This is a genomic window from Pseudomonas sp. F007 (assembly GCF_057814275.1).
On record NZ_JBVATA010000001.1, the window covers coordinates 388,016 to 411,241 of the forward strand.

General features: G+C 61.7%; 18 protein-coding genes and 1 pseudogene. 17 read left to right on the plus strand and 2 right to left on the minus strand.

Annotated elements, in window-relative coordinates; translation table 11 throughout:
* Positions 1 to 76: 76 nt before the first annotated feature.
* From gap to ACZYR5_RS01995, 9 genes and pseudogenes are all read left to right on the plus strand, one after another.
* Positions 77 to 1,078, plus strand: coding sequence for a type I glyceraldehyde-3-phosphate dehydrogenase (gene gap, locus ACZYR5_RS01955; protein WP_489088140.1), 1,002 nt, complete (start codon positions 77 to 79; stop codon positions 1,076 to 1,078).
* Between the two features lie 123 nt (positions 1,079 to 1,201).
* On the plus strand, positions 1,202 to 1,666 hold the full coding sequence (locus ACZYR5_RS01960; protein ID WP_489088139.1) for a methylglyoxal synthase: 465 nt from the start codon (positions 1,202 to 1,204) through the stop codon (positions 1,664 to 1,666).
* 78 nt (positions 1,667 to 1,744) lie between these two features.
* A complete protein-coding gene (locus tag ACZYR5_RS01965) occupies positions 1,745 to 2,263 on the plus strand; it encodes an RNA polymerase sigma factor (RefSeq protein ID WP_027619855.1) in 519 nt (172 codons plus the stop codon).
* Between the two features lie 117 nt (positions 2,264 to 2,380).
* Positions 2,381 to 3,349, plus strand: coding sequence for a FecR family protein (locus tag ACZYR5_RS01970; protein ID WP_489088138.1), 969 nt, complete (start codon positions 2,381 to 2,383; stop codon positions 3,347 to 3,349).
* A gap of 120 nt (positions 3,350 to 3,469) precedes the next feature.
* The gene (locus tag ACZYR5_RS01975) at positions 3,470 to 6,055 is read left to right on the plus strand and encodes a TonB-dependent receptor (RefSeq protein ID WP_489088137.1); all 2,586 of its coding nucleotides are present in this window, start codon (positions 3,470 to 3,472) and stop codon (positions 6,053 to 6,055) included.
* A 163-nt stretch (positions 6,056 to 6,218) separates the two neighbouring features.
* Entirely contained in the window at positions 6,219 to 6,827 is a 609-nt protein-coding gene (locus tag ACZYR5_RS01980; protein WP_489088136.1) for a biliverdin-producing heme oxygenase, read from the plus strand.
* Positions 6,828 to 6,915: 88 nt separating this feature from the next.
* Positions 6,916 to 7,311 carry a YbaN family protein gene (locus ACZYR5_RS01985; protein WP_489088135.1) on the plus strand — a complete coding sequence of 132 codons (396 nt, stop codon included), beginning with the start codon at positions 6,916 to 6,918 and terminating at the stop codon, positions 7,309 to 7,311.
* Positions 7,312 to 7,760: 449 nt separating this feature from the next.
* Positions 7,761 to 8,768 (plus strand): annotated as a pseudogene (locus tag ACZYR5_RS01990) (methyl-accepting chemotaxis protein); the annotation flags it as partial.
* A 102-nt stretch (positions 8,769 to 8,870) separates the two neighbouring features.
* Entirely contained in the window at positions 8,871 to 9,626 is a 756-nt protein-coding gene (locus tag ACZYR5_RS01995; protein ID WP_489088476.1) for a methyl-accepting chemotaxis protein, read from the plus strand.
* Positions 9,627 to 9,635: 9 nt separating this feature from the next.
* Here ACZYR5_RS01995 and ACZYR5_RS02000 read toward each other — a convergent pair whose 3' ends face one another.
* Together ACZYR5_RS02000 and arcD (ACZYR5_RS02005) are read right to left on the minus strand one after the other, a co-directional pair.
* Positions 9,636 to 10,505: a DNA-3-methyladenine glycosylase family protein gene (locus ACZYR5_RS02000; RefSeq protein ID WP_489088134.1), complete on the minus strand. Its 870-nt coding sequence runs from the start codon at positions 10,503 to 10,505 to the stop codon at positions 9,636 to 9,638.
* Positions 10,502 to 11,929, minus strand: a complete 1,428-nt coding sequence (gene arcD, locus ACZYR5_RS02005) for an arginine-ornithine antiporter (RefSeq protein ID WP_489088475.1) — start codon at positions 11,927 to 11,929, stop codon at positions 10,502 to 10,504. Before arcD (ACZYR5_RS02005) ends, ACZYR5_RS02000 begins: the two co-directional genes overlap by 4 nt.
* Positions 11,930 to 12,361: 432 nt before the next feature.
* Between arcD (ACZYR5_RS02005) and arcD (ACZYR5_RS02010) the strand changes: the two genes are divergently transcribed.
* From arcD (ACZYR5_RS02010) to gcvP, 8 genes are all read left to right on the plus strand, one after another.
* On the plus strand, positions 12,362 to 13,789 hold the full coding sequence (arcD, locus tag ACZYR5_RS02010) for an arginine-ornithine antiporter (RefSeq protein ID WP_489088133.1): 1,428 nt from the start codon (positions 12,362 to 12,364) through the stop codon (positions 13,787 to 13,789).
* Positions 13,790 to 13,826: 37 nt separating this feature from the next.
* Entirely contained in the window at positions 13,827 to 15,083 is a 1,257-nt protein-coding gene (arcA, locus tag ACZYR5_RS02015; protein ID WP_489088132.1) for an arginine deiminase, read from the plus strand.
* Positions 15,084 to 15,151: 68 nt separating this feature from the next.
* Positions 15,152 to 16,162, plus strand: coding sequence for an ornithine carbamoyltransferase (locus tag ACZYR5_RS02020; RefSeq protein ID WP_489088131.1), 1,011 nt, complete (start codon positions 15,152 to 15,154; stop codon positions 16,160 to 16,162).
* A gap of 148 nt (positions 16,163 to 16,310) precedes the next feature.
* Positions 16,311 to 17,240 carry a carbamate kinase gene (gene arcC, locus ACZYR5_RS02025; protein ID WP_489088130.1) on the plus strand — a complete coding sequence of 310 codons (930 nt, stop codon included), beginning with the start codon at positions 16,311 to 16,313 and terminating at the stop codon, positions 17,238 to 17,240.
* A gap of 58 nt (positions 17,241 to 17,298) precedes the next feature.
* Positions 17,299 to 17,661 (plus strand): DUF5064 family protein, encoded by a 363-nt coding sequence (locus tag ACZYR5_RS02030; protein ID WP_489088129.1) that lies wholly within the window; start codon positions 17,299 to 17,301, stop codon positions 17,659 to 17,661.
* 180 nt (positions 17,662 to 17,841) lie between these two features.
* The gene (locus tag ACZYR5_RS02035) at positions 17,842 to 19,350 is read left to right on the plus strand and encodes a sigma-54-dependent transcriptional regulator (RefSeq protein WP_489088128.1); all 1,509 of its coding nucleotides are present in this window, start codon (positions 17,842 to 17,844) and stop codon (positions 19,348 to 19,350) included.
* Between the two features lie 441 nt (positions 19,351 to 19,791).
* Positions 19,792 to 20,175: a glycine cleavage system protein GcvH gene (gene gcvH, locus ACZYR5_RS02040; protein WP_489088127.1), complete on the plus strand. Its 384-nt coding sequence runs from the start codon at positions 19,792 to 19,794 to the stop codon at positions 20,173 to 20,175.
* 11 nt (positions 20,176 to 20,186) lie between these two features.
* Positions 20,187 to 23,039, plus strand: coding sequence for an aminomethyl-transferring glycine dehydrogenase (gene gcvP / locus ACZYR5_RS02045; protein ID WP_489088126.1), 2,853 nt, complete (start codon positions 20,187 to 20,189; stop codon positions 23,037 to 23,039).
* The last annotated feature ends 187 nt before the right edge of the window (positions 23,040 to 23,226 follow it).

The window sequence follows — 23,226 nt, forward strand, 5'->3', positions numbered from 1 at the left end:
CCAAAAAGGCTTGTTTTCTATTTTTTTGCGAATAATCTTGTAATTCCAACAACAAAACGAAGGCGGCGCTGCTCAAATGACTCTTCGAATCGCAATCAATGGTTTTGGCCGCATCGGCCGCAACGTCCTTCGCGCACTGTATACCCAAGGCTATCGTCAGGATCTGCAGATCGTCGCCATCAATGATCTGGGCGACAGTTCGATGAACGCCCACCTGCTGAAATACGACACTGTGCACGGCACTTTCGAGGCCGACGTCCAGCACGATCAGGAAAGCTTGACGGTCAACGGTGACCGGATTGCGGTCAGCGCCATTCGCAACCCGGCTGACTTGCCATGGGCGGCAGAGAAAATCGACGTGGTGTTCGAATGCACCGGTCTGTTCACCGACCGCGCCAAAGCCGCCGCGCATATTAGCGCCGGCGCGCGCAAAGTCATCATCTCGGCACCGGCCAAGGGCGCCGATGCCACGGTGGTGTACGGGGTCAACCACGACATCCTGCGCCAGTCGCACCAGATCATTTCCAACGCGTCGTGCACCACCAACTGCCTGGCGCCGGTGGCCCAGGTGCTGCACCGCGAACTGGGCATCGAAAGTGGCCTGATGACCACCATCCACGCCTACACCAACGACCAGAACCTCACCGACGTCTACCACACCGACCCGTACCGTGCACGCTCGGCCACGCAGAACATGATCCCGAGCAAGACCGGCGCCGCCGAAGCGGTGGGCCTGGTGCTGCCGGAACTGGCCGGCAAGCTGACCGGCATGGCCGTACGCGTGCCGGTGATCAATGTGTCGCTGGTGGACCTGACCGTGCAACTCAAGCGCGACGCCAGCGCCGAGCAGGTCAACGCCCTGCTCAAGGAAGCCAGCCAGCACTCGAAGATCCTCGGCTACAACACCCTGCCGCTGGTTTCCAGTGACTTCAACCACAACCCGCTGTCGTCGATTTTCGACGCCAATCACACCAAGGTCAGTGGCAAGTTGCTCAAGGTACTCGCCTGGTACGACAACGAGTGGGGGTTCTCCAACCGCATGCTGGATAACTGTTTGGCGCTGTGTAACGCCGAGTAATTTGGCGCCTGCACTATCGCTATCGCTGGCAAGCCAGCTCCTACGGGTTTCATATGCACCGTGATCCTGTAGGAGCCAGCTTGCTGGCGAATAGGCCCTCACAGCCCCCCTGCGGAATCCCCCATGATCGGCATCACCTTCACCGAAAAAACCATCCCCGCGCGCAAACGCATCGCCCTGGTTGCCCATGACCACTGCAAGGCGTTCCTGCTCGATTGGGCCGAACGGCAGAAACACCGCCTCAGCCAGCACGACCTGGTCGCCACCGGCACCACGGGCATGCTGCTGAGCAAGCGCCTGGACCTGCCCGTCGACAGCATGATCAGCGGCCCATTGGGCGGCGACCAGCAACTGGGCGCGCATATCGCCGAGCAGCGCGTCGACCTGCTGATATTTTTCTGGGACCCCTTCGAACCCCAGCCACACGACCCGGACATCAAGGCGCTGCTGCGGGTCGCGGCGGTGTGGAACATTCCCGTGGCCTGCAATGAATGCACTGCCGACTACCTGATCAGCAGCCCGTTGATCGACCAGCCCCACAGCCATCGAATCCCCGACTACCCGGCGTACCTGCAAGGGCGGCGATAAATCCCACAGAAACTAGCGCTTGACCTTTCATATAGATGATAAGCATTATCATTCACTTGAAATGGAGCAGGTCCCACCGTGAGTCAAGCGCAGTTCAATCACGTCTTCCTCGCTCAGCGCGTGTCGCTGCTGCGCACCCTGGAGCGGATGGTCAATAACCACAGCACCGCCGAGGACCTGTTGCAGGAGACCTACCTGCGGGTGACCCGGGCCTTGAGCGAACGGCCGATCGACCATCTCGAACCCTTTGTTTTCCAGACCGCGCGCAACCTCGCGCTGGACCACCTGCGCGCCCGGCGCATTCAGTCGCGCACCCTGCTCGAAGACGTGCCGCTGGACGTCGTGCAAAGTGTCGCTGCACCACTGAGCAGTGCCGAGGATGCCGCCCATGCCGAACAGATGCTCGAACGCTTGAACATCAGCCTGAATCAACTGACCCCACGCCAGCAGCAGATCTTCATCCTCAACCGCCTGCACGGCCACAGCTATCTGGAGATCGCCGACAAACTCGATGTGTCCCTGAGCACCGTGCAAAAAGACCTGAAGTTGATCATGGCGATTTGTGTTGGCGTGGCGGATCGCCTCAACGCCGATTGATCCCGTCCGACAACTATTTGCGCGACTGCATCAGGGCCCAGGCTTTGTTACCCTTGGCGCAACTTGCATCACTTTTATCAGAAGCCAGCCGCGCGCAGACGTGGTCGAGGAATACCCGTGACGGACACCCCACACTCCGCCCCGTCCGCTTCGGCGCGGGATTCAGCCAGCAGCGCGATGGACCAGGCGCTGGACTGGCTGATCGTGCTGGAATGTCCGAGCGCCGAGCAAAGCCGCGACTTCCAGGCCTGGCTGAGCGCAGACCCACGCAACGGCGAAGCTTTCGCCAAGGCCCAAGCCATCTGGGATGGCCCGCAAGTCGCGCAGTGCGCTCAGGCCCTGGGCAGCCGCAAGCCCAAGGTCAGCGTGCTGGGTCGCCTGCGCCCGCATTGGAAACCCCTGGCCACCGCCGCCGTGCTCATCCTTGGTCTGTTCAGCTTCAGTAACCTGCCGATGCGCCTGCAAGCCGATCACCTGACCGTGGTTGGCGAACGCCAGCGCCTGCAACTCGAAGACGGTTCGAAAGTCCTGCTCAACACCAACTCGGCGTTTTCCAGCACCATCAACGAGCAAAAGCGCGTGGCTCGGCTGTATCAGGGCGAAGCCTTTTTCGAAGTCGCCGCCGAGCGCGGCCTGCCGCTGGAAATCGATGCCGGGCCAGTCACCGCCAGCGTGCGTGACACCTCGTTCGCCGTGCGCTACCTCGACGGCATCGCCCAAGTGCGGGTGCAACGCGGCGACGTCGACCTGCGCAGCGCCCACAGCGATGCGCGCATCCGCTTGAGCGCCGGTGAAAGCATCCGCATCGGCCCCAACGGCTTCGATCAACCGGCCCGCCTCGATCCGGCCACCGACCTGGCCTGGGTCCAGGGGCGCCTGGTGTTCGAGAACTGCCCGCTGAGCCAGGTACTGGCTGAACTGAGTCGTTATTACCCGGGCTGGATCATCAACACCAACGAACAGTTGGCCAATGTTTCGGTGACCGGCAATTACCGTCTCGACCAGCCGCTGGACGTGGTGCGTTCGCTGGCGCACATCACCTCGGCCAAGCTCCAGGAATTCCCGGCGCTGGTGATCTTGAACTGAATGAGAATTATTTTTACTCGATAGCTATTCCTCGTACGTCTCGTTATAGCCAATGCAATTGATTCGCATCATTGATGCCAATCTGCACCTATAAGATTCGTGCGACACGGAGCGCTATCGATGTCCCCTCGCCTTACCCGCCGGTCCTCTTCATCTTCGCGCGTGCACCACTGCACGCTGTCCCTGCTGACTGCCGCCATCCTGATGGCTGGCGTGCAGGCCGCGCCTGTGCTGGCCGCAACTGCAGCCCAGCAGCCTAGCCGCAACATGGGCGACTACAGTTTTGCGATTGCCCAGCAGCCGCTGGTGTCGGCCCTCAATGCCTTCACCGCCGTCACTGGCTGGCAGGTCGGCTTGCCGGCTGAACTCGGCGAAGGCGTCGCCTCGCCTGGCGTGCACGGCGCACTGAGTCCGGAAAAAGCCCTGGATCGCCTGTTGGTGGGGACCAACCTGAGCTATCGCAAACTGGGCGCGAACAACATCGTCCTGGAAAAACGCGCCGCCGGCGGCACCCTCGCCCTGCAGCAGATGACCATCAGCGCCACGCGCCAGGAACAGAGCATCGACAGCGTGCCGGCCACGGTCAGCGTGCAGACCCGCGAAGAGCTCGACCGTAACAACGTCAACAGCATCAAGGACCTGGTGCGCTATGAACCGGGCGTTTCGGTCGGCGGCACCGGCACCCGCGGCGGCATCAGCGGCTACAACATTCGTGGTATCGACGGCGACCGGATCCTGACCCAGGTCGACGGCGTGGAAATCCCCAACGGTTTCTTCAACGGCCCATACGCCAAGACCCAGCGCAACTACGTCGACCCGGAAATCGTCAAGCGCGTGGAGATCCTCCGCGGCCCGGCTTCCGCCCTCTATGGCAGCAGCGCCATTGGCGGTGCGGTGAGCTATTTCACCCTCGACCCGGACGACATCATCAAGCCCGGCCAGGACGTCGGTGCCCGCCTGAAAACCGGTTACAGCTCGGCCGATGACAGCTGGCTGAAATCCGCCACCGTGGCGGGTCGCGTCGAGCAGTTCGACGGCTTGCTGCACTTCAGCCAGCGCGACGGTCACGAGACCGAGTCCTACGATCACTACAACGGCACCGGCCTGGATCGCACCGCCGCCAACCCGGAAGACGTGCGCACCACCAACGTGCTGGCCAAGGCCGGCTGGGACTACGCCGACGGCGCGCGCCTGGGCCTGACCTACGAGAAGTACAAGGACAACAACGACAGCAATCAGAAAAGCGCGGTCGGCGGCCCGTTCAATGGCGGCCAGGCGATGGGCATGTACCGCTCGCGCACCGCCGAGGACACCGTCAGCCGTGAACGTTTCGGCCTGCAACATCGCTTTGTCCTCGACTCGCTGCTGGCCGACAACGTCAAGTGGAGCCTCAACCACCAGATCGCCAAGACCGAAGCGAGCACCCTGGAAAACTACTTCCCGTTCACCCGCAACGTGATGCGCTCGCGGGACACGCTGTATGAAGAAAAGCAGTGGGTGTTCGACGCGCAACTGGACAAGTCGTTTGTCATCGGTGAAACCGAGCACCTGCTGACCTACGGCACCAGCATCAAGCAGGAAAAGGTCACCGGTTCGCGCAGCGGCAGCGGCACTTGCCTGGCGGTGGGTCGCGGCTGCACCGCCATCGGCGCGATCAGCCCGTCCGACGTGCTGAAAAAGTCCAGCGACTTCCCGGACCCGACCATCAACACCTATGCCCTGTTCGCGCAGGATTCGATCAGTTGGAACCAGTGGACCTTCATGCCCGGCCTGCGCTACGACTACACCGAGCTCAAGCCGCACATCACCGAGGAATTCCTCAACACCGTCGCCCCCGATGGCCTGGGTTCCGTCAGTGACGATCACAAGAACTGGCACCGCGTCTCGCCCAACTTCGGCCTGACCTACGCCTTCGACGACAACTACACCTGGTACGGCAAGTACGCCGAAGGCTTCCGCACGCCGACCGCCAAGGCGCTGTACGGTCGCTTCGAAAACAGAAACCCTGGTTACATTGTCGAGCCGAATCCGGACCTCGAGCCGGAAAAGAGCAAGAGCTACGAAACCGGCCTGCGCGGCAACTTCGAGTCGGGCAACTTCGATGTGGCGGTGTTCTATAACAAATACCGCGATTTCATCAACGAAGACGCCGTCACCCCTGGCTACAGCGAGCTGACGTTCCAGAGCAATAACATCAAGCACGCCACCATCAAGGGCTTTGAGGTCAAGGGTCGCCTGAACCTCGATGCTTTCGGCGCGCCACAAGGCCTGTACACCCAGGGCGCGATTGCCTACGCCCACGGTGAAAACAACGACACTGGCGAGCCAATCAACGCAGTCAACCCGATGACCGGCGTGTTCGGCCTCGGTTATGACCAGGACCGCTACGGCGGCTTGCTCAGCTGGACCCTGGTGCAGAAGAAGAACCTCGTTGACGACAGCAACTTCTACTCGCCAGACGGCACCAGCGGCCAGTTCAAGACCCCGGGCTACGGCGTGCTCGACCTCTCCGGTTTCTACAAGGTCACCGACGACGTCACCCTCAACGCCGGGATCTACAACCTGAGCGACAAGAAATACTGGCAGTGGGACAACGTGCGCGGCTACGACAGCGTGGGTGAAGCCGCGGTACTCAGCCCGGCCAACCTCGACCGCCTGACCGAGCCAGGCCGCAACTTTGCGATCAACCTGATCTGGGATATCTGATTGCACGGCGGCTTTGACCTCTGTAGGAGCTGGCTTGCCAGCGAAGGCGGCGGCACATTCACCCCATCTGTCGAGCCAGCGCCAGTTCTCAATCAATTTTTACGCTGCCGCCCCACCTGATTCGTCTAGTTACCAAGCGCCTCTTTCCCTCAAGGACTTCTTCATGACCGCTGCCGACTCTTCCCAACGCCCGAGCCTGCGTTCACAACGCCTGAACCAGATCACCAACGAGCCGCATGCCAAGCTCGACGCGCTGGTCAAGGCCCATGCGCCCTTTGCAACCCAGGCCAACTTCGCCCGTTTCGTGGTGGCCCAGTACCTGTTCCAGTCGGAACTGGTGGCGCTGTACAACGATGCCGAGCTGATCGCCATTGTCCCCGACCTCGCCGAGCGCTGCCGCGCCGAGGCCGCCAAGGCTGACCTCGCCGACCTCGACACCGAAGTCCCGGCGCCGGTCACCGGTGCCGTGAGCAACCCGAGCAAAGCCGAAGCCCTGGGCTGGATCTTCGTTTCCGAGGGTTCGATACTCGGTGCCGCGTTTCTGATCAAGCGCGCCGTTGGCCTGGGTCTGAGCGAAACTTTCGGTGCCCGTCACCTCGGCGAGCCGGCCGGTGGGCGTGCCGAGGGCTGGAAAAGCTTTATCAAGACCCTCGACGGCCTGACCTTCAGCGCCGAAGAGGAAGCGGCAGTCGAGAAAGGCGCCATCGATGCCTTCAACCGCTTCACCGTGTTGCTGGAACAGGCCTACGCCAGCGCGCCTGAAATGGCCTGAGGCCATTGCTGCCGGAGTGGGTTCACCCCGCTCCGACATCAACCTGGCAAGCTCTCCCCTCCCGATCAAGCGCAGTCAGTCAACGCCCATGCCTCGCCTCGCCACCTCCAAACTCGCCCGCATCCTCTTTGGCCTGCTGGCTTACGTCAGCCTGGGCATTGGCCTGGTCGCCATCGTCATCCCCGGTCTGCCCACCACCGAATTCATCCTGCTGGCCGCCTGGGCCGCAACCAAAAGCTCGCCGCGCCTGAGTGCCTGGCTGGAAAACCACCGGCTGTTCGGCCCGATCCTGAGCAATTGGCGCAATGGCCGGATCATCGCCCGCAGGGCCAAGGTCAGCGCCACCGCCAGCATGTTGCTGTGCGCCGGGCTGATGCTGGTGATGCTCGATCACGGCTGGCCCATTTACCTGGCGATCGCCGGGATGAGCCTGGGCAACCTGTGGATCTGGTCCCGTCCGGAATCGCTGCCAAGCCCCTCCTGAAACGCTGCGATCCTGCCAAACTTGCAGGCATTCAGGACAACCTATCAACCGTTCATCGGTTGCCCCTCATGCCCTTCCTTTATAAGCCGATGTCTCGCACATGGCGCTGAATGGATTTGGCGAACCGGTCGCTCAAGACCCACCGCCAATCCGACACCCATTCGCGAGATCGCCCCATGTTCGACTCTCTTTCCATCCGCCTGAAAATCGTGCTGTTGTCTGGACTGTGCCTGTTGGGCGTGGTCGGACTGATTGTCGGGATGAACATCTACCAGACCAACCAGAACGACGAGCTGGTCAGCCGTTCCAGCACGCGCATGCTTACCGCCAGCGTCGAGAACTTGCTGCAGGCCAAGGCCGCCGAGCAGGCTGTACGGGTGCAGAAGACTTTTGGTGAAAGCCTGCTGGTGGTCACCGCCCTCGCCGATCAGGTCGCCGACCTGCGCATCATGGCCGCCAAGCGTTCGCTTGAAGCCGGCGTGTTGCGCGAAGAGTTGAACCAGAGCCTGAAAACCGCCTTCGAGCGCAATCCGCGGGTGCTGGGTATCTGGCTGGCCTATGAACCCAACGGCCTGGATGGCAAGGACAGCGAATTCGTCAACGACGTTACCCGTCGCTCCAACGAAGTCGGACGTTTCGCCAGTTACTGGAGCCGCGCCGCCGGCAACGCGGAAAATACGATCATGACCGAAGAGGACATGACCAAGACCACCCTCAACCTCAGCGGCACCCCCTACAACAGCTGGTACACCTGCCCACGCGACAGCAAGCGCACCTGCCTGCTGGACCCTTACGCCGATACCGTCGGTGGCAAGGACATGCTGATGACCAGCATTGCCGTGCCGCTGCTGGTCGACGGCAAGGCGATAGGCGTAGTCGGTATCGATATCTCCCTGGACGCTCTGCAAGCTGCCGCCGTGAATTCCCAGCGCGAGTTGTTCGACGGCGCCGGGCACATGCTGATCGTCTCTGGCAGCGGCGTCCTTGCCGGCTATAGCACCGACGCCAGCCAACTGGGCAAGAACATCGTCCAGACCCTGGGCAACGACGGCAAGGAAGTGCTGCAACTGCTCAGTGGCAGCACGCCGAAAGTGTTGAAGCAAGGTGAACTGATTCGCGCCGTGTACCCGGTCAATCCGGTACCCGATACCAAGGCCTGGGCGGTGGTCATCGACCTGCCGCAGCGGGTGCTGCTGGCCGACTCGGAGAAACTCCTGACAGTCCTCGACGACGCGCGCAACAGCGGCACCCTCAAGACCCTGGTGGTCGCGATTGCCGCCGGCCTCCTCGGCCTGCTGCTGATGTGGCTTACCGCCTCGGGTGTGACTCGGCCGATCAACAGCGTGGCTAACATGCTCAAGGCGATCGCCAGCGGCGACGGCGACCTGACCCAGCGCCTGAATTACAGCAAACAAGATGAGCTGGGGGAACTGGTGAGCTGGTTCAACCGTTTCCTCGACAAGCTGCAACCGACCATCTCGCAGATCAAGCAGAGCATCAGCGACGCCCGTGGCACCGCCGACCAGTCTTCGGCCATCGCTCGCCAGACCAGCGAAGGCATGCAGGTGCAGTTCCGCGAAATCGACCAGGTCGCCACCGCCTCCAACGAAATGAGCGCCACCGCCCATGACGTGGCCAACAGCGCCTCGAATGCCGCCAGCGCCGCCAAGGGTGCCGATCAGTCGGCCCGCGATGGTATGGCGATCATCGAACGCAGCACCCGCGACATCGGCCAACTCGCCGAGGAAGTCAGCAAGGCGGTGACCGAGGTCGAGGCCCTGGCCGTCAACAGCGAGCAGATCGGTTCGGTGCTGGAAGTGATCCGCAGCATCGCCGAGCAGACCAACCTGCTGGCCCTGAACGCTGCCATTGAAGCGGCACGCGCCGGGGAAAGCGGACGCGGCTTTGCGGTAGTGGCCGACGAAGTGCGCAACCTGGCCAAGCGCACCCAGGATTCAGTGGAGGAAATTCGCCTGGTGATCGAGCGGATCCAGACCGGCACCCGGGGCGTGGTCGCCACCATGCACTCGAGCCAGACCCAGGCCCACAGCAACGCCGGGCAGATCCAGCAGGCGGTGCAGGCGCTGGGCAAGATCAGCGAAGCGGTCACCGTGATCAGCGACATGAACCTGCAGATCGCCAGCGCCGCCGAGCAGCAGAGCGCGGTGGCCGAAGAGGTCAATCGCAACGTCTCGGCGATCCGCACGGTCACCGAAACCCTTACCGAGCAGGCCACCGAATCGGCGCAGATCAGCAGCCAGCTCAACTCCCTGGCGACCCAGCAGATGAAATTGATGGATCAGTTCCGGGTTTAAGCCTGGGCTTCAATCGGCGCGGCTCAAGTAAGTCCAGAGCAATTGCGCCGCATAACCTCGGTAAGGACGCCAGGCTTCGGCGCGCGCCAGCAGTTCCGTCGCCGTCACAGGCCGCCCCTCGAGGGCGGACAGTGCGTTGAGCAGGCCGACGTCCGCCACCGGAAACGCATCGGCATGGCGCATCTGGCGCAGGGCAATGTACTGCGCCGTCCACTCGCCCACGCCCCACAGCGCCAGCAACGGCGAGACGCTGGCGCGCAGGTCGGGGCCAGGGTCGAAAATCCGTGGATTGTCCAGCAGCGCCTGCGCCACCCCTGACAAGGTTCGGCCGCGGCTGCGGGGCATGCCCAGGGTTGCCAGGTCGGCCTGGGCCAATACTGCCGCCTCGGGAAACAGGTGGCTCAAACCGGGCACGGGCGATGCCACCCGAGCGCCGTAGCGTTCAACCAATTTGCCTGCCAGTTTGATCGCCGCAACCACCGTGATCTGTTGCCCCAGCACCGCGCGTATCGCCAGTTCCAGGCCGTCCCAGGCGCCGGGAACCTTCACTCCCGGGCGCGCAGCAATCAAGGGCGCCAGCAGCGGATCTGTCGCCAGGTGCCGATGAATCGGCAGTACGTCAACGTTCAGGTCAAACATCCGCCGCACCCGCACGATGACTTCAGGAACGAGCGCGGTCGGCACCTGATACAACGTCAACTCCAGCCAGTCACCCGCGCCCGCGCTGATCGAGAAGCTGCCGTGCTCGCCGTGCAGGCTGAAGTTGCGCGAGTAAACACCGGCGCTGACCGTCTCCAGCCCGCTGATTGCTCGCACCGCGAAAAAGCCCAGCATCGCCGGCCAGTCATAGGGCGGCTGATAGTCGAGCCGGATCTTCACAAGCTGAGAAAGCCGTCATACAAACCATAGGCCGCCACCATGGCGCCCAGCACCACGGCGGCAAAAATGCCTTTCTCGATGTGGGTGAACAGCGGCTGGCCCTGCTCATGTTTGGCCTTGGCGAACAGAATCACCCCCGGCGCATAGAGCAAGGCCGACAGCAGCAAGTATTTAACCCCGCCGGCATACAGCAGCCACACCGCATAGACCAAGGCAATGCCGCCGATCAGCAGGTCCTTGCGGCGTTCGGCCGAGGCGTTTTCGTAGGTTTCGCCGCGTCCGCTCAATAGCACCGCATAGGCCGCCGACCACAGGTACGGCACCAGGATCATCGAGGACGCGAGGTAGATCAGACTGGTGTAGGTGCCGGCGGAAAACAGGGTGATCAGCAGGAAAATCTGGATCATCACGTTGGTCAGCCACAGGGCATTGACCGGTACGTGGTTGGCGTTTTCCTTTTTCAGGAACGCCGGCATGGTCTTGTCGCGCGCCGTGGCATAGAGGATTTCGGCGCACAGCAGCGCCCACGACAGCAGCGCCCCGAGCAACGAAATCGCCAGGCCGATACTGATCAGCAACGCCCCCCACGGCCCGACAATGTGCTCCAGCACCGCTGCCAGCGAAGGGTTCTGCAGCTCGGCCAGTTGCGGCTGGCTCATGATCCCCAGGGACAACACGTTGACCAGCACCAGCAAGGCCAACACGCCGATAAACCCGATGACCGTCGCCCGGCCCACGTCCGAACGCTTTTCCGCGCGCGCCGAGTAGACACTGGCACCTTCGATGCCGATGAACACGAACACCGTGACCAGCATCATGTTGCGCACCTGATCCATCACGCTGCCGAAATTCGGATTGCTGCGGCCCCAGATATCACGGGTGAAGACGTCGGCCTTGAACGCCACGGCCGCGATCACGATGAACATCACCAGCGGCACGATCTTCGCCACGGTGGTCAACTGATTGATGAACGCCGCCTCCTTGATCCCGCGCATCACCAGGAAATGCACGGCCCACAGCAGCGCCGAGGCGCAGGCGATGGCAATCGGCGTGTTGCCTTGGCCGAAGACCGGAAAGAAGTAACCGAGGGTGCTGAACAGCAGGACGAAGTAGCCGACGTTGCCCAGCCAGGCGCTGATCCAGTAGCCCCAGGCCGAGGAGAAGCCCATGTAGTCGCCAAAGCCGGCCTTGGCGTAGGCGTAGACCCCGGAGTCCAGTTCTGGCTTGCGGTTGGCCAGGGTCTGGAACACAAAGGCCAGGGTCAGCATGCCTACCGCGGTGATGCCCCAGCCGATCAGTACGGCACCGGCATCGGCACGGGCGGCCATGTTCTGTGGCAGGGAGAAAATACCCCCACCGATCATCGAGCCGACTACCAGCGCGATCAATGCGTTGAGCCTCAGCTTTTGCGCCGGTTGCGACATCATTACCTCTCACGTCAACTGACTGTCATAGAAAAAGAGCATAACAGTGCTCTCTTCAGTAAATACCAAGTTTGGCATTTCGTTTATCAGGTAACGCTAAAAATAAACCATTTTTTAGAATTTTCTCGTCTAAAACAACAGACGACGGAGGTCATTTCCCGGCGACTTTGAAAAAGTTCAATCACCGCCTGAAAAATGCCGGAAAAATTTGCACATTCCTGAAAACCAACTAATTTCTAATCCTGCAGCAATAGGATCCATTCTCGCTCAACCTCCTGCAGGCCTCTAGGATAGGCACTCTTGGCCGTTACCGAAGCTTTAATTCGTCTATGACAAACAATGGAATGTATCAATGGACTGATCTAGATCAGGTGTTCTAAGCGCAAGCAGATTTAATCTGAAGCCTCTCTTCTCCTGCAACGGAGTCATACAATGTCAGAAGCTCCCGGAAAACTACGACTAGGCGCCTTAGTCGCGCTGGTTGTCGGCTCGATGATTGGCGGCGGGATCTTTTCCTTGCCCCAGAACATGGCAGCAAGCGCCGATGTTGGTGCAGTTCTAATTGGTTGGGCAATCACCGCGGTCGGTATGCTGACCCTGGCCTTTGTGTTCCAGACCCTGGCCAACCGCAAACCGGATCTCGACGGCGGGGTGTACGCCTACGCCAAGGCCGGTTTCGGCGACTACATGGGTTTCTCCTCAGCCTGGGGCTACTGGATCAGTGCCTGGCTGGGTAACGTCGGTTACTTCGTCCTGCTGTTCAGTACCCTCGGTTACTTCTTCCCGATTTTCGGTGAGGGCAATACCGTCGCCGCGATCATCGGTGCCTCGATCCTGCTGTGGGCCGTGCATTTCCTGGTCCTGCGCGGGATCAAGGAAGCCGCCTTCATCAACCTGGTGACCACGGTTGCCAAGGTCGTACCGCTGCTGCTGTTTGTCCTGATCGCCTTGTTCGCGTTCAAGCTGGACATCTTCACCGCCGACATCTGGGGCGTGAAAAACCCCGATCTGGGCAGCGTGATGGACCAGGTGCGCAACATGATGCTGGTCACCGTGTGGGTGTTCATCGGTATCGAGGGTGCGAGCATCTTCTCCGCCCGTGCCGAAAAGCGCTCGGACGTGGGTAAGGCAACGGTCATCGGCTTTATCACCGTGCTGCTGTTCCTGGTGCTGGTGAACGTGCTGTCGCTGGGCATCATGACTCAACCGGAACTGGCCAAGCTGCAGAACCCTTCCATGGCGGCCGTGCTTGAGCACGTGGTGGGCCACTGGGGCGCGGTGCTGATCAGCGTCGGCCTGGTCATCTCGCTGCTGGGTGCCTTGCTGTCGTGGGTCCTGCTGTGTGCGGAAATCATGTTCGCCGCCGCCAAGGACCACACCATGCCGGAGTTCCTGCGCAAGGAAAACGCCAACCACGTACCGGTCAATGCCCTGTGGCTGACCAACGCGATGGTGCAGATTTTCCTCATCATCACCCTGTTCTCGGCCAGTACTTACCTGTCGCTGATCTACCTCGCCACCTCGATGATCCTGGTGCCTTACCTGTGGTCGGCGGCCTACGCCCTGCTGCTGGCAGTGCGCGGTGAGTCTTACGAGAACGCCATCGCCGAACGCAAGAAAGACCTGTTCATCGGCGCGGTGGCCCTGATCTACGCGGTCTGGCTGATCTACGCCGGCGGCCTGAAATACCTTCTGCTGTCCGCCCTGCTCTATGCCCCTGGCGTGATCCTGTTCGCCAAGGCCAAGCGCGAGCTGGGCAAACCCATCTTCACGAACGTCGAGAAGCTGATTTTCGCCGCAGTAGTCGTAGGCGCCCTGGTGGCGGCCTATGGGCTCTACGACGGCTTCCTGACCCTGTAATACCCAAGTTTATATTGTCATCTGGAGGATCACTGTAATGACCACGGAAAAAGTTAAGTACGGCGTCCATTCCGAAGCCGGAAAACTGCGTAAAGTCATGGTTTGCTCCCCGGGCCTGGCCCACCAGCGGCTGACCCCGAACAACTGCGATGAACTGCTGTTCGACGACGTGCTGTGGGTTGCCCAAGCCAAGCGCGACCATTTCGACTTCGTCACCAAAATGCGCGAGCGCGGCATCGACGTGCTGGAAATGCACAACCTGTTGACCGACATCGTCGCCATCCCTGAGGCGCTGGACTGGATCCTCGACCACAAGGTCACCGCAGACTCGGTGGGCCTGGGCCTGATCAACGAAGTCAAATCCTGGCTGAAAAGCCTGGAGCCACGCCACATCGCCGAGTTCCTGATTGGCGGCGTTTCCGCCGATGATCTGCCAGACAGTTTCGGCGGCAAGACCATCCAGATGTTCCGCGACTTCCTCGGCCACTCCAGCTTCATCCTGCCACCGCTGCCCAACACCCAGTTCACCCGCGATACCACCTGCTGGATCTACGGCGGCGTGACGCTGAACCCGATGTACTGGCCGGCGCGACGTCAGGAAACCCTGCTGACCACCGCCATCTATAAGTTCCACCCACAGTTCACCAATGCCGAATTCGAGATCTGGTACGGCGACCCGGAAAAAGACCACGGCAGCTCCACCCTGGAAGGCGGCGACGTGATGCCAATCGGCAACGGTGTCGTGCTGATCGGCATGGGCGAACGCACCTCCCGCCAGGCCATTGGCCAACTGGCACTGAACCTGTTCAAGAACAAAGCCGTCGAGAAAGTGATTGTCGCCGGCCTGCCGAAATCCCGCGCCGCCATGCACCTGGACACTGTGTTCAGCTTCTGCGACCGCGACCTGGTAACCATCTTCCCGGAAGTGGTGAACCAGATCGTTGCCTTCACCCTGCGTCCTGATGACAGCAAACACGGCGGCATTGATATCCGCCGCGAGGACGGCACTTTCCTCGACGTGGTCGCCAAGGCCCTCAACCTCAAGGCCCTGCGCGTGGTTGAAACCGGTGGCAACAGCTTCGCCGCCGAACGCGAGCAGTGGGACGACGGCAACAACGTGGTCGCCGTAGAGCCAGGCGTGGTGATCGGTTACGACCGCAACACCTACACCAACACCCTGCTGCGCAAGGCCGGGGTCGAGGTCATCACCATCAGCGCCGGCGAGCTTGGCCGCGGCCGTGGCGGCGGTCACTGCATGACCTGCCCGATCGTCCGCGACCCAATCGACTACTAACCAATTAACCCTGGCCGCCACTTATCCAGTGCGGCCAGGGGGATAACCGAAATCCAAGGAGATCCAAAATGGCTTTTAACATTCACAACCGCAATCTGCTGAGCCTGGAACACCACACCCCTCGCGAATTGCGTTATCTGCTCGATCTGTCCCGCGACCTGAAACGCGCCAAGTACACCGGTACCGAGCAGCAGCACCTCAAAGGCAACAACATCGCGCTGATCTTCGAAAAAACCTCGACCCGCACCCGCTGTGCGTTCGAAGTGGCAGCCTATGACCAGGGCGCGAACGTCACCTATATCGACCCGAACTCGTCGCAGATCGGCCATAAAGAAAGCATGAAGGACACCGCCCGCGTTCTGGGGCGCATGTACGACGCCATCGAATACCGTGGCTTCAAGCAGGAAATCGTTGAAGAGCTGGCCAAGTTCGCCGGTGTTCCCGTGTTCAACGGCCTGACCGACGAATACCACCCAACGCAAATGATCGCCGACGTGTTGACCATGCGTGAGCACGCCGACAAGCCGATCCACGAAATCAGCTACGTCTACCTGGGCGACGCCCGCAACAACATGGGTAACTCACTGCTGCTGATCGGCGCCAAACTGGGCATGGACGTGCGGATCTGCGCACCAAAAGCCCTGTGGCCGCATGACGATCTGGTGGAACGTTGCAACAAGTACGCGGAAGAAAGCGGCGCGCGCATCACGCTGACCGAAGACCCGAAAGCCGCGGTCAAGGGCGTGGACTTCATCCACACCGACGTTTGGGTATCGATGGGTGAACCGGTTGAAGCCTGGGCCGAGCGTATCCAGCAGCTGCTGCCGTACCAGGTCAACGCCGAGCTGATGAAAGCCACCGGCAACCCACGCACCAAGTTCATGCACTGCCTGCCGGCGTTCCACAACAGCGATACCAAGATCGGCAAACAGATTGCCGAGCAGTATCCGCACCTGTCCAACGGCATCGAAGTGACTGACGACGTGTTCGAGTCGCCTGCCTGCATCGCCTTCGAGCAAGCGGAAAACCGCATGCACACCATCAAGGCGATCCTGGTGTCGACCCTGGCCGACCTGTAAGCCTTCGCTCCCCCTGTAGGAGCGAGCTTGCTCGCGATAGCGCCATACCAGTCGAAGCACTTTGACTGTCAGGCCCCCATCGCGAGCAGGCTCGCTCCTACAAATGATCGGATCGCCTGTACATTCCCTTTTCAGAAGGACCAGCACCATGCGTATCGTCGTAGCTCTGGGCGGTAACGCCCTTCTTCGTCGTGGCGAGCCCATGACAGCGGACAACCAACGCGCCAACATCCGCATCGCCACTGAACAGATCGCCAAGATCCACCCCGGCAACCAATTGGTCATCGCCCACGGCAACGGTCCGCAAGTCGGCCTGCTGTCGCTGCAGGCAGCGGCCTATACCTCGGTCGCCGCTTACCCGCTGGACGTGCTCGGTGCCGAAACCGAAGGCATGATCGGCTACATCATCGAACAGGAACTGGGCAACCTGCTGGACTTCGAGGTGCCGTTCGCCACCCTCCTGACCCAGGTTGAAGTCGACGCCAACGACCCGGCGTTCAAGAACCCGACCAAACCGATCGGCCCGGTCTACTCCAAGGCGGAAGCCGAGGCCCTGGCCGCGGAAAAAGGCTGGGCGATTGCTCCCGATGGCGACAAGTTCCGCCGTGTGGTCGCCAGCCCGAAACCCAAGCGCATCTTCGAAATCCGTCCGATCAAATGGCTGCTGGACAAGGGCAGCATCGTGATCTGCGCCGGCGGTGGCGGCATCCCGACCATGTACGACGAGAACCGCAAGCTCAAGGGCATTGAAGCGGTGATCGATAAGGACCTGTGCTCGGCCTTGCTGGCCGAACAGCTGGAAGGTGACTTGCTGGTAATCGCCACCGACGTCAACGCGGCCTACATCGACTACGGCAAGCCGACTCAGAAAGCCATCGGCCAGGCGCACCCGGACGAAATGGAAAAACTTGGCTTCGCCGCCGGCTCCATGGGCCCGAAAGTCCAGGCCGCCTGCGAGTTTGCACGCAACACTGGCAAAGTCGCGGTGATCGGTTCACTCTCGGATATCGAAGCGATCGTCCAGGGCAAGGCCGGTACCCGCATCAGCACCGCCAAGCCTGGCATCACCTACCTATAATATAAACGGGGCAGGCCAGGCGCCTGCCCCGACATCATGCCTTGAGAAGGAGACGCCTATGGCCCAGTTCGAACCTGGTCACCTGCACATCGAACGACATGCACTGAACGATAAGGATGTCAGTTACGACATCAAGCTTGAATACAAGGTTGAACAGGATCCGAGTAAAGGCAAAGGCATGCAGTTCCGGATGCATGGCACGATCCAGGGCAAACCTGTTGATGAACCCTTCTTCCTGCCCAAGGAGGAGGCCTATAACTTCGCCAGCAATGTGACGAAGATCGCCGAAAAGTATGGTATCCCTAAGTCAATGAGCAGCATCGGCTCCGTTCATAAGCACTACGACAAGATGTTCGAGGATGTGCGGGTGCAACTGAACATGAAGTCCGGTGAACCGGTCGACCTGAAAAATTTCGAGTAAACAGATCCCCCTGTAGGAGCGAGCCTGCTCGCGATAGCGGTCCAACATTCAACATTTGAGTTGTCTGACTCACCGCCATCGCGAGCAGGCTCGCTCCCACAATGGAGCGCTCCGATTTCACCTTCCCCCCGCGCCAAGGCATACTTGCCACCCCCGCACCGCAGACCCTGAAACCGCCCCATGCGTATCCACGTCAGCTTCATCGACCGCGTCGGCATCACCCAGGAAGTCCTGGCCTTGCTCGGTGGGCGCAATCTCAATCTGGATGCGGTGGAAATGGTGCCGCCCAACGTCTACATCGACGCCCCGACCTTGAGCCCGCAAGTGCTCGAAGAGCTGCGCGATGCCTTGTTCAACGTGCAGGGCGTGCAAGCGGTGACCGTGGTCGACATCCTTCCCGGGCAACGCCGGCACCTGCAACTCGACGCCCTGCTGGCCGCCATGACCGACCCGGTGCTGGCCCTGGACAGCGCTGGCACCATCTTGCTGGCCAACCCGGCGCTGATCGCCCTTTACGGTCGCGAGCCAGCCGGGGAAAACGTCGGCGCACTGTTTGCCGATCCGGCCCTGCTCGACACCCTGCTCGAACACGGCTTCCGCCTGCCGCTGCGGGAGATCACCGTCAACGGCCAGACCCTGCTGCTGGACGCCACGCCGATCACCGACGCCGGCGCCCTGCTGACCCTCTATCAAGCCAACCGGATCGGCGAACAACTGTCGGCGTTGCACCACGATCACGCCGAAGGCTTCGATGCGCTGCTCGGCGAATCACCCGTCATTCGCACCCTCAAGGCCCGGGCCCAGCGAGTTGCAGCGCTGGATGCCCCCTTGTTGATCCAGGGCGAGACCGGCACTGGCAAGGAACTGGTGGCGCGCGCTTGCCATGCCAACAGCAGCCGCCACAGTGCCCCCTTTCTGGCATTGAACTGCGCGGCATTGCCGGAAAACCTCGCCGAAAGCGAACTGTTCGGCTACGCCCCCGGCGCCTTCACCGGCGCCCAGCGCGGCGGTAAACCGGGGCTGATGGAACTGGCCAACCAGGGCACGGTGTTTCTCGATGAGATCGGCGAGATGTCGCCGTACCTGCAGGCCAAGCTCCTGCGCTTTCTCAATGACGGCAGCTTTCGACGGGTCGGTGGCGATCGTGAGGTGAAGGTCAATGTGCGGATCCTCAGCGCGACCCACCGTGATCTGGAAAAAATGGTCAGCGAAGGGACTTTCCGCGAAGACCTGTTCTATCGCCTGAACGTGCTCAATGTCGAAGTGCCGCCGCTGCGCGACCGTGGCCAGGACATCCTGCTGCTGGCGCGTTACTTCATGCAGCAGGCCTGCGCGCAGATCCAGCGCCCGGTCTGCCGCCTGGCCCCCGGCACCTATCCGGCCCTGCTCGGCAACCGTTGGCCGGGCAACGTCCGGCAGCTGCAAAACGTGATCTTCCGCGCCGCCGCCATCTGCGAAAGCAGCCTGGTGGACATCGGCGACCTGGACATCGCCGGCACCTCGGTCGCCCGCCAGAGCGACAGCGAAGTCGACAGCCTGGAACAGGCGATGGAAGACTTCGAGCGCTCGCTGCTGGAAAAACTCTACGTCAGCTACCCCTCGACCCGCCAACTGGCCAGCCGCCTGCAAACCTCGCACACGGCCATCGCTCATCGATTGCGCAAGTACGGAATTCCCGGCAAGACCTGACCCCCTGCGGACCTGCGGGAACCTTTGTGGGAGCGGGCTTGCCTGCGATGGGGGCCTGACATTCAACATCTTCGCTGGTTGTTAAGCCCCCTTCGCGAGCAAGCTCGCTCCTACAGGGTCTAGGTCGGTCATAAAACCATCACCAAAAACGACCTCCACCTGTACTGAAAGCGCTACAGCGGAACGATATCGATACACCCCTCTTCCAACGCCTCTTCGCAAGGCTTTGATCCCCATAGGCTTTTTTCTCCGCACCGGACTGTAGCGATTTCGCTACACCTGCAAATCATCCTGCGCCCGCAATAGCTCTCAACCTATTGTTTTGTAACGATTTTCAAAGGTTGGCCGCGTTTTTGCTTTGTAACCCCTCATTAAACAAGGGCAATGCGCCCACGCTTTCCACCGCGTCCACCAGACGAGTCTGGCCCCTGAGGAGTTTCCATGAGCGAGTTGCGTTTCACTGAAGATCACGAATGGCTGCGCACCGAAGCCGACGGCAGCGTGACTGTCGGCATCACCGCGTTTGCGCAGAACGCCCTGGGCGACGTGGTGTTCGTGCAACTGCCTGAGTTGCAGGCTTACGAAAAAGGCGCGGAAGCCGCCACCGTGGAATCGGTCAAAGCGGCCAGCGGCGTGTACATGCCCCTGGACGGCGAAGTGCTGGCAACCAACCCGGCGCTCGAAGACAGCCCGGAACTGGTCAACGAAGACCCGCTGGGTGAAGGCTGGTTCTTCCGCTTCCAGCCTGCCGACGCATCGGCCGTCGCCAAGCTGCTGGATCAGGACGCCTACGACCGCCTGATCAAAGCCAACGCGCAAGCTTGAGGAGCACCGACATGACTGAAGTCAACCTGAGCACTGCCAACGAATTCATCGCCCGTCACATCGGCCCGCGCGCCGGCGACGAGCAAGCCATGCTCGACAGCCTCGGTTTCGACTCCCTGGAAGCCCTGAGCGCCAGCGTCATCCCGGACAGCATCAAGGGCACCAGCGTGCTGGGCCTCGAAGACGGTCTGAGCGAAGCCCAGGCCCTGGCTGCGATCAAGGCCATTGCCGGCAAGAACCAGCTGTTCAAGACCTACATCGGCCAGGGCTACTACAACTGCCACACACCATCGCCGATCCTGCGCAACCTCCTGGAAAACCCGGCCTGGTACACCGCCTACACCCCGTACCAACCAGAGATCTCCCAGGGTCGCCTGGAAGCGCTGCTGAACTTCCAGACCCTGATCAGCGACCTGTCCGGTCTGCCGATCGCCAACGCCTCGTTGCTGGATGAAGCCACCGCCGCTGCCGAAGCCATGACCTTCTGCAAACGCCTGAGCAAGAACAAGGGCAGCCACGCCTTCTTCGCCTCCGTGCATTGCCACCCGCAGACCCTCGACGTGCTGCGCACCCGTGCCGAGCCGCTGGGCATCGAGGTGGTCGTTGCCGACGAGCGTGAGTTGAGCGATCTCAGCCCGTTCTTTGGTGCCCTGCTGCAATACCCGGCCGCCAACGGTGACCTGTTCGACTACCGCGAACTGACCGAACGCTTCCACGCCGCCAACGCCCTGGTGGCCGTGGCCGCCGACCTGCTGGCCCTGACCGTCCTCACCCCGCCGGGCGAGTTCGGCGCAGACGTGGCCATTGGCAGCGCGCAGCGTTTCGGCGTGCCGCTGGGCTTCGGTGGTCCGCATGCGGCGTATTTCGCCACTAAAGATGCGTTCAAGCGCGACATGCCCGGCCGTCTGGTCGGTGTCTCTGTCGATCGCTTCGGCAAGCCGGCGCTGCGCCTGGCCATGCAGACCCGCGAGCAACACATCCGTCGCGAGAAGGCTACCAGCAACATCTGCACCGCCCAGGTGCTGCTAGCCAACATCGCCAGCATGTACGCCGTGTATCACGGCCCCCAGGGCCTGACCCAGATCGCCCTGCGTATCCATCACCTGACCGCAATCCTCGCCAAAGGCCTGGATGCCTTGGGCATCAAGGTCGAGCAAGCGCACTTCTTCGACACCCTGACCCTGGCCACCGGCGCCCACACCGCCGCCCTGCATGAGCAGGCGCGTGCCCAGCGCCTCAACCTGCGCGTGATCGATGCCGAACGCCTGGGCCTGTCCCTCGACGAAACCACTGCCCAGGCGGACATCGAGACCTTGTGGAGCGTATTCGCCGGCGCTCAACCGCTGCCGGACTTCGCCACGCTCGCCGCGACCGTACAAGGCACCCTGCCGACGGCCCTGGTGCGCCAATCGCCAATTCTCAGCCACCCGGTGTTCAACCGCTATCACTCGGAAACCGAGCTGATGCGCTACCTGCGCAAGCTCGCCGACAAGGACCTGGCCCTGGATCGCACCATGATCCCGCTGGGTTCGTGCACCATGAAGCTCAACGCCGCCAGCGAAATGATCCCGGTGACCTGGGCCGAGTTCGGTGCCCTGCACCCGTTCGCCCCGGCCGAACAGAGCGCCGGCTACCAGCAACTGACCGACGAACTGGAAGCGATGCTGTGCGCCGCCACCGGTTACGACGCCGTGTCGCTGCAGCCGAACGCCGGCTCCCAGGGTGAGTACGCTGGCCTGCTGGCGATTCGTGCCTACCACCAGAGCCGTGGCGATGAACGCCGCGACGTCTGCCTGATCCCTTCGTCCGCTCACGGCACCAACCCGGCCACCGCCCACATGGCCGGCATGCGCGTGGTGGTCACCGCCTGCGATGCCCGCGGCAACGTCGACATCGAAGACTTGCGCGCCAAGGCCATCGAGCACCGCGAACACCTCGCGGCACTGATGATCACCTACCCGTCGACCCACGGCGTGTTCGAGGAAGGTATCCGCGAAATCTGCGGGATCATCCATGACAACGGCGGCCAGGTGTACATCGACGGCGCCAACATGAACGCCATGGTCGGTCTCTGTGCACCGGGCAAGTTCGGCGGCGACGTCTCGCACCTGAACCTGCACAAGACCTTCTGCATCCCCCACGGCGGTGGCGGCCCGGGTGTCGGCCCGATCGGCGTGAAGTCCCACCTGATCCCGTTCCTGCCCGGTCACGCGGCCATGGAGCGCAAGGAAGGCGCGGTCTGTGCTGCGCCGTTCGGCAGCGCCAGCATCCTGCCAATCACCTGGATGTACATCCGCATGATGGGCGGGGCTGGCCTCAAGCGCGCTTCGCAGTTGGCAATCCTCAATGCCAACTACATTTCCCGTCGCCTGGAAGAGCACTACCCGGTGCTGTACACCGGCAGCAACGGCCTGGTGGCCCACGAATGCATCCTCGACCTGCGCCCGCTGAAAGACAGCAGCGGCATCAGCGTCGATGACGTGGCCAAGCGCCTGATCGACTTCGGCTTCCACGCCCCGACCATGTCGTTCCCGGTGGCCGGCACGCTGATGATCGAGCCGACCGAAAGCGAATCCAAGGAGGAGCTGGACCGCTTCTGCGACGCCATGATCCGCATCCGCGAGGAAATCCGCGCGGTGGAAAACGGCACTCTGGACAAGGACGACAACCCGCTGAAAAACGCTCCGCACACTGCTGCAGAAATCGTTGGCGAGTGGTCGCACCCTTACAGCCGCGAACAGGCGGTGTACCCGGTGGCGTCGTTGATCGAAAGCAAGTACTGGCCGCCGGTCGGTCGCGTCGACAACGTGTTCGGCGACCGCAACCTGATCTGCGCCTGCCCGTCGATCGAAAGCTACGCTTAAGCGATTAAGGGGCGGATCCGTCCGCCCCACTCTCAAGAACATCCCACCCCCTGTAGGAGCTGGCTTGCCAGCGATTGCTGCGTGTCAGGCAACAGAGATGTCGACTGATCCACCGCCATCGCTGGCAAGCCAGCTCCTACAAGGAATGCATAAAGCCTGAAATTGCGCCAATCCCCATAACAAGAAA

Coding starts and splice junctions, on each gene's coding strand:
- ACZYR5_RS01985 (WP_489088135.1), top strand. CDS start 6,916: ATGCCTCGCCTCGCCACCTCCAAACTCGCCCGCATCCTCTTTGGCCTG.
- arcD (WP_489088475.1), bottom strand. CDS start 11,929: ATGTCGCAACCGGCGCAAAAGCTGAGGCTCAACGCATTGATCGCGCTG.
- ACZYR5_RS01960 (WP_489088139.1), top strand. CDS start 1,202: ATGATCGGCATCACCTTCACCGAAAAAACCATCCCCGCGCGCAAACGC.
- ACZYR5_RS01975 (WP_489088137.1), top strand. CDS start 3,470: ATGTCCCCTCGCCTTACCCGCCGGTCCTCTTCATCTTCGCGCGTGCAC.
- ACZYR5_RS01980 (WP_489088136.1), top strand. CDS start 6,219: ATGACCGCTGCCGACTCTTCCCAACGCCCGAGCCTGCGTTCACAACGC.
- arcD (WP_489088133.1), top strand. CDS start 12,362: ATGTCAGAAGCTCCCGGAAAACTACGACTAGGCGCCTTAGTCGCGCTG.
- ACZYR5_RS02020 (WP_489088131.1), top strand. CDS start 15,152: ATGGCTTTTAACATTCACAACCGCAATCTGCTGAGCCTGGAACACCAC.
- ACZYR5_RS02030 (WP_489088129.1), top strand. CDS start 17,299: ATGGCCCAGTTCGAACCTGGTCACCTGCACATCGAACGACATGCACTG.
- arcC (WP_489088130.1), top strand. CDS start 16,311: ATGCGTATCGTCGTAGCTCTGGGCGGTAACGCCCTTCTTCGTCGTGGC.
- ACZYR5_RS01995 (WP_489088476.1), top strand. CDS start 8,871: ATGCAGGTGCAGTTCCGCGAAATCGACCAGGTCGCCACCGCCTCCAAC.
- ACZYR5_RS02035 (WP_489088128.1), top strand. CDS start 17,842: ATGCGTATCCACGTCAGCTTCATCGACCGCGTCGGCATCACCCAGGAA.
- gcvH (WP_489088127.1), top strand. CDS start 19,792: ATGAGCGAGTTGCGTTTCACTGAAGATCACGAATGGCTGCGCACCGAA.
- gcvP (WP_489088126.1), top strand. CDS start 20,187: ATGACTGAAGTCAACCTGAGCACTGCCAACGAATTCATCGCCCGTCAC.
- gap (WP_489088140.1), top strand. CDS start 77: ATGACTCTTCGAATCGCAATCAATGGTTTTGGCCGCATCGGCCGCAAC.
- arcA (WP_489088132.1), top strand. CDS start 13,827: ATGACCACGGAAAAAGTTAAGTACGGCGTCCATTCCGAAGCCGGAAAA.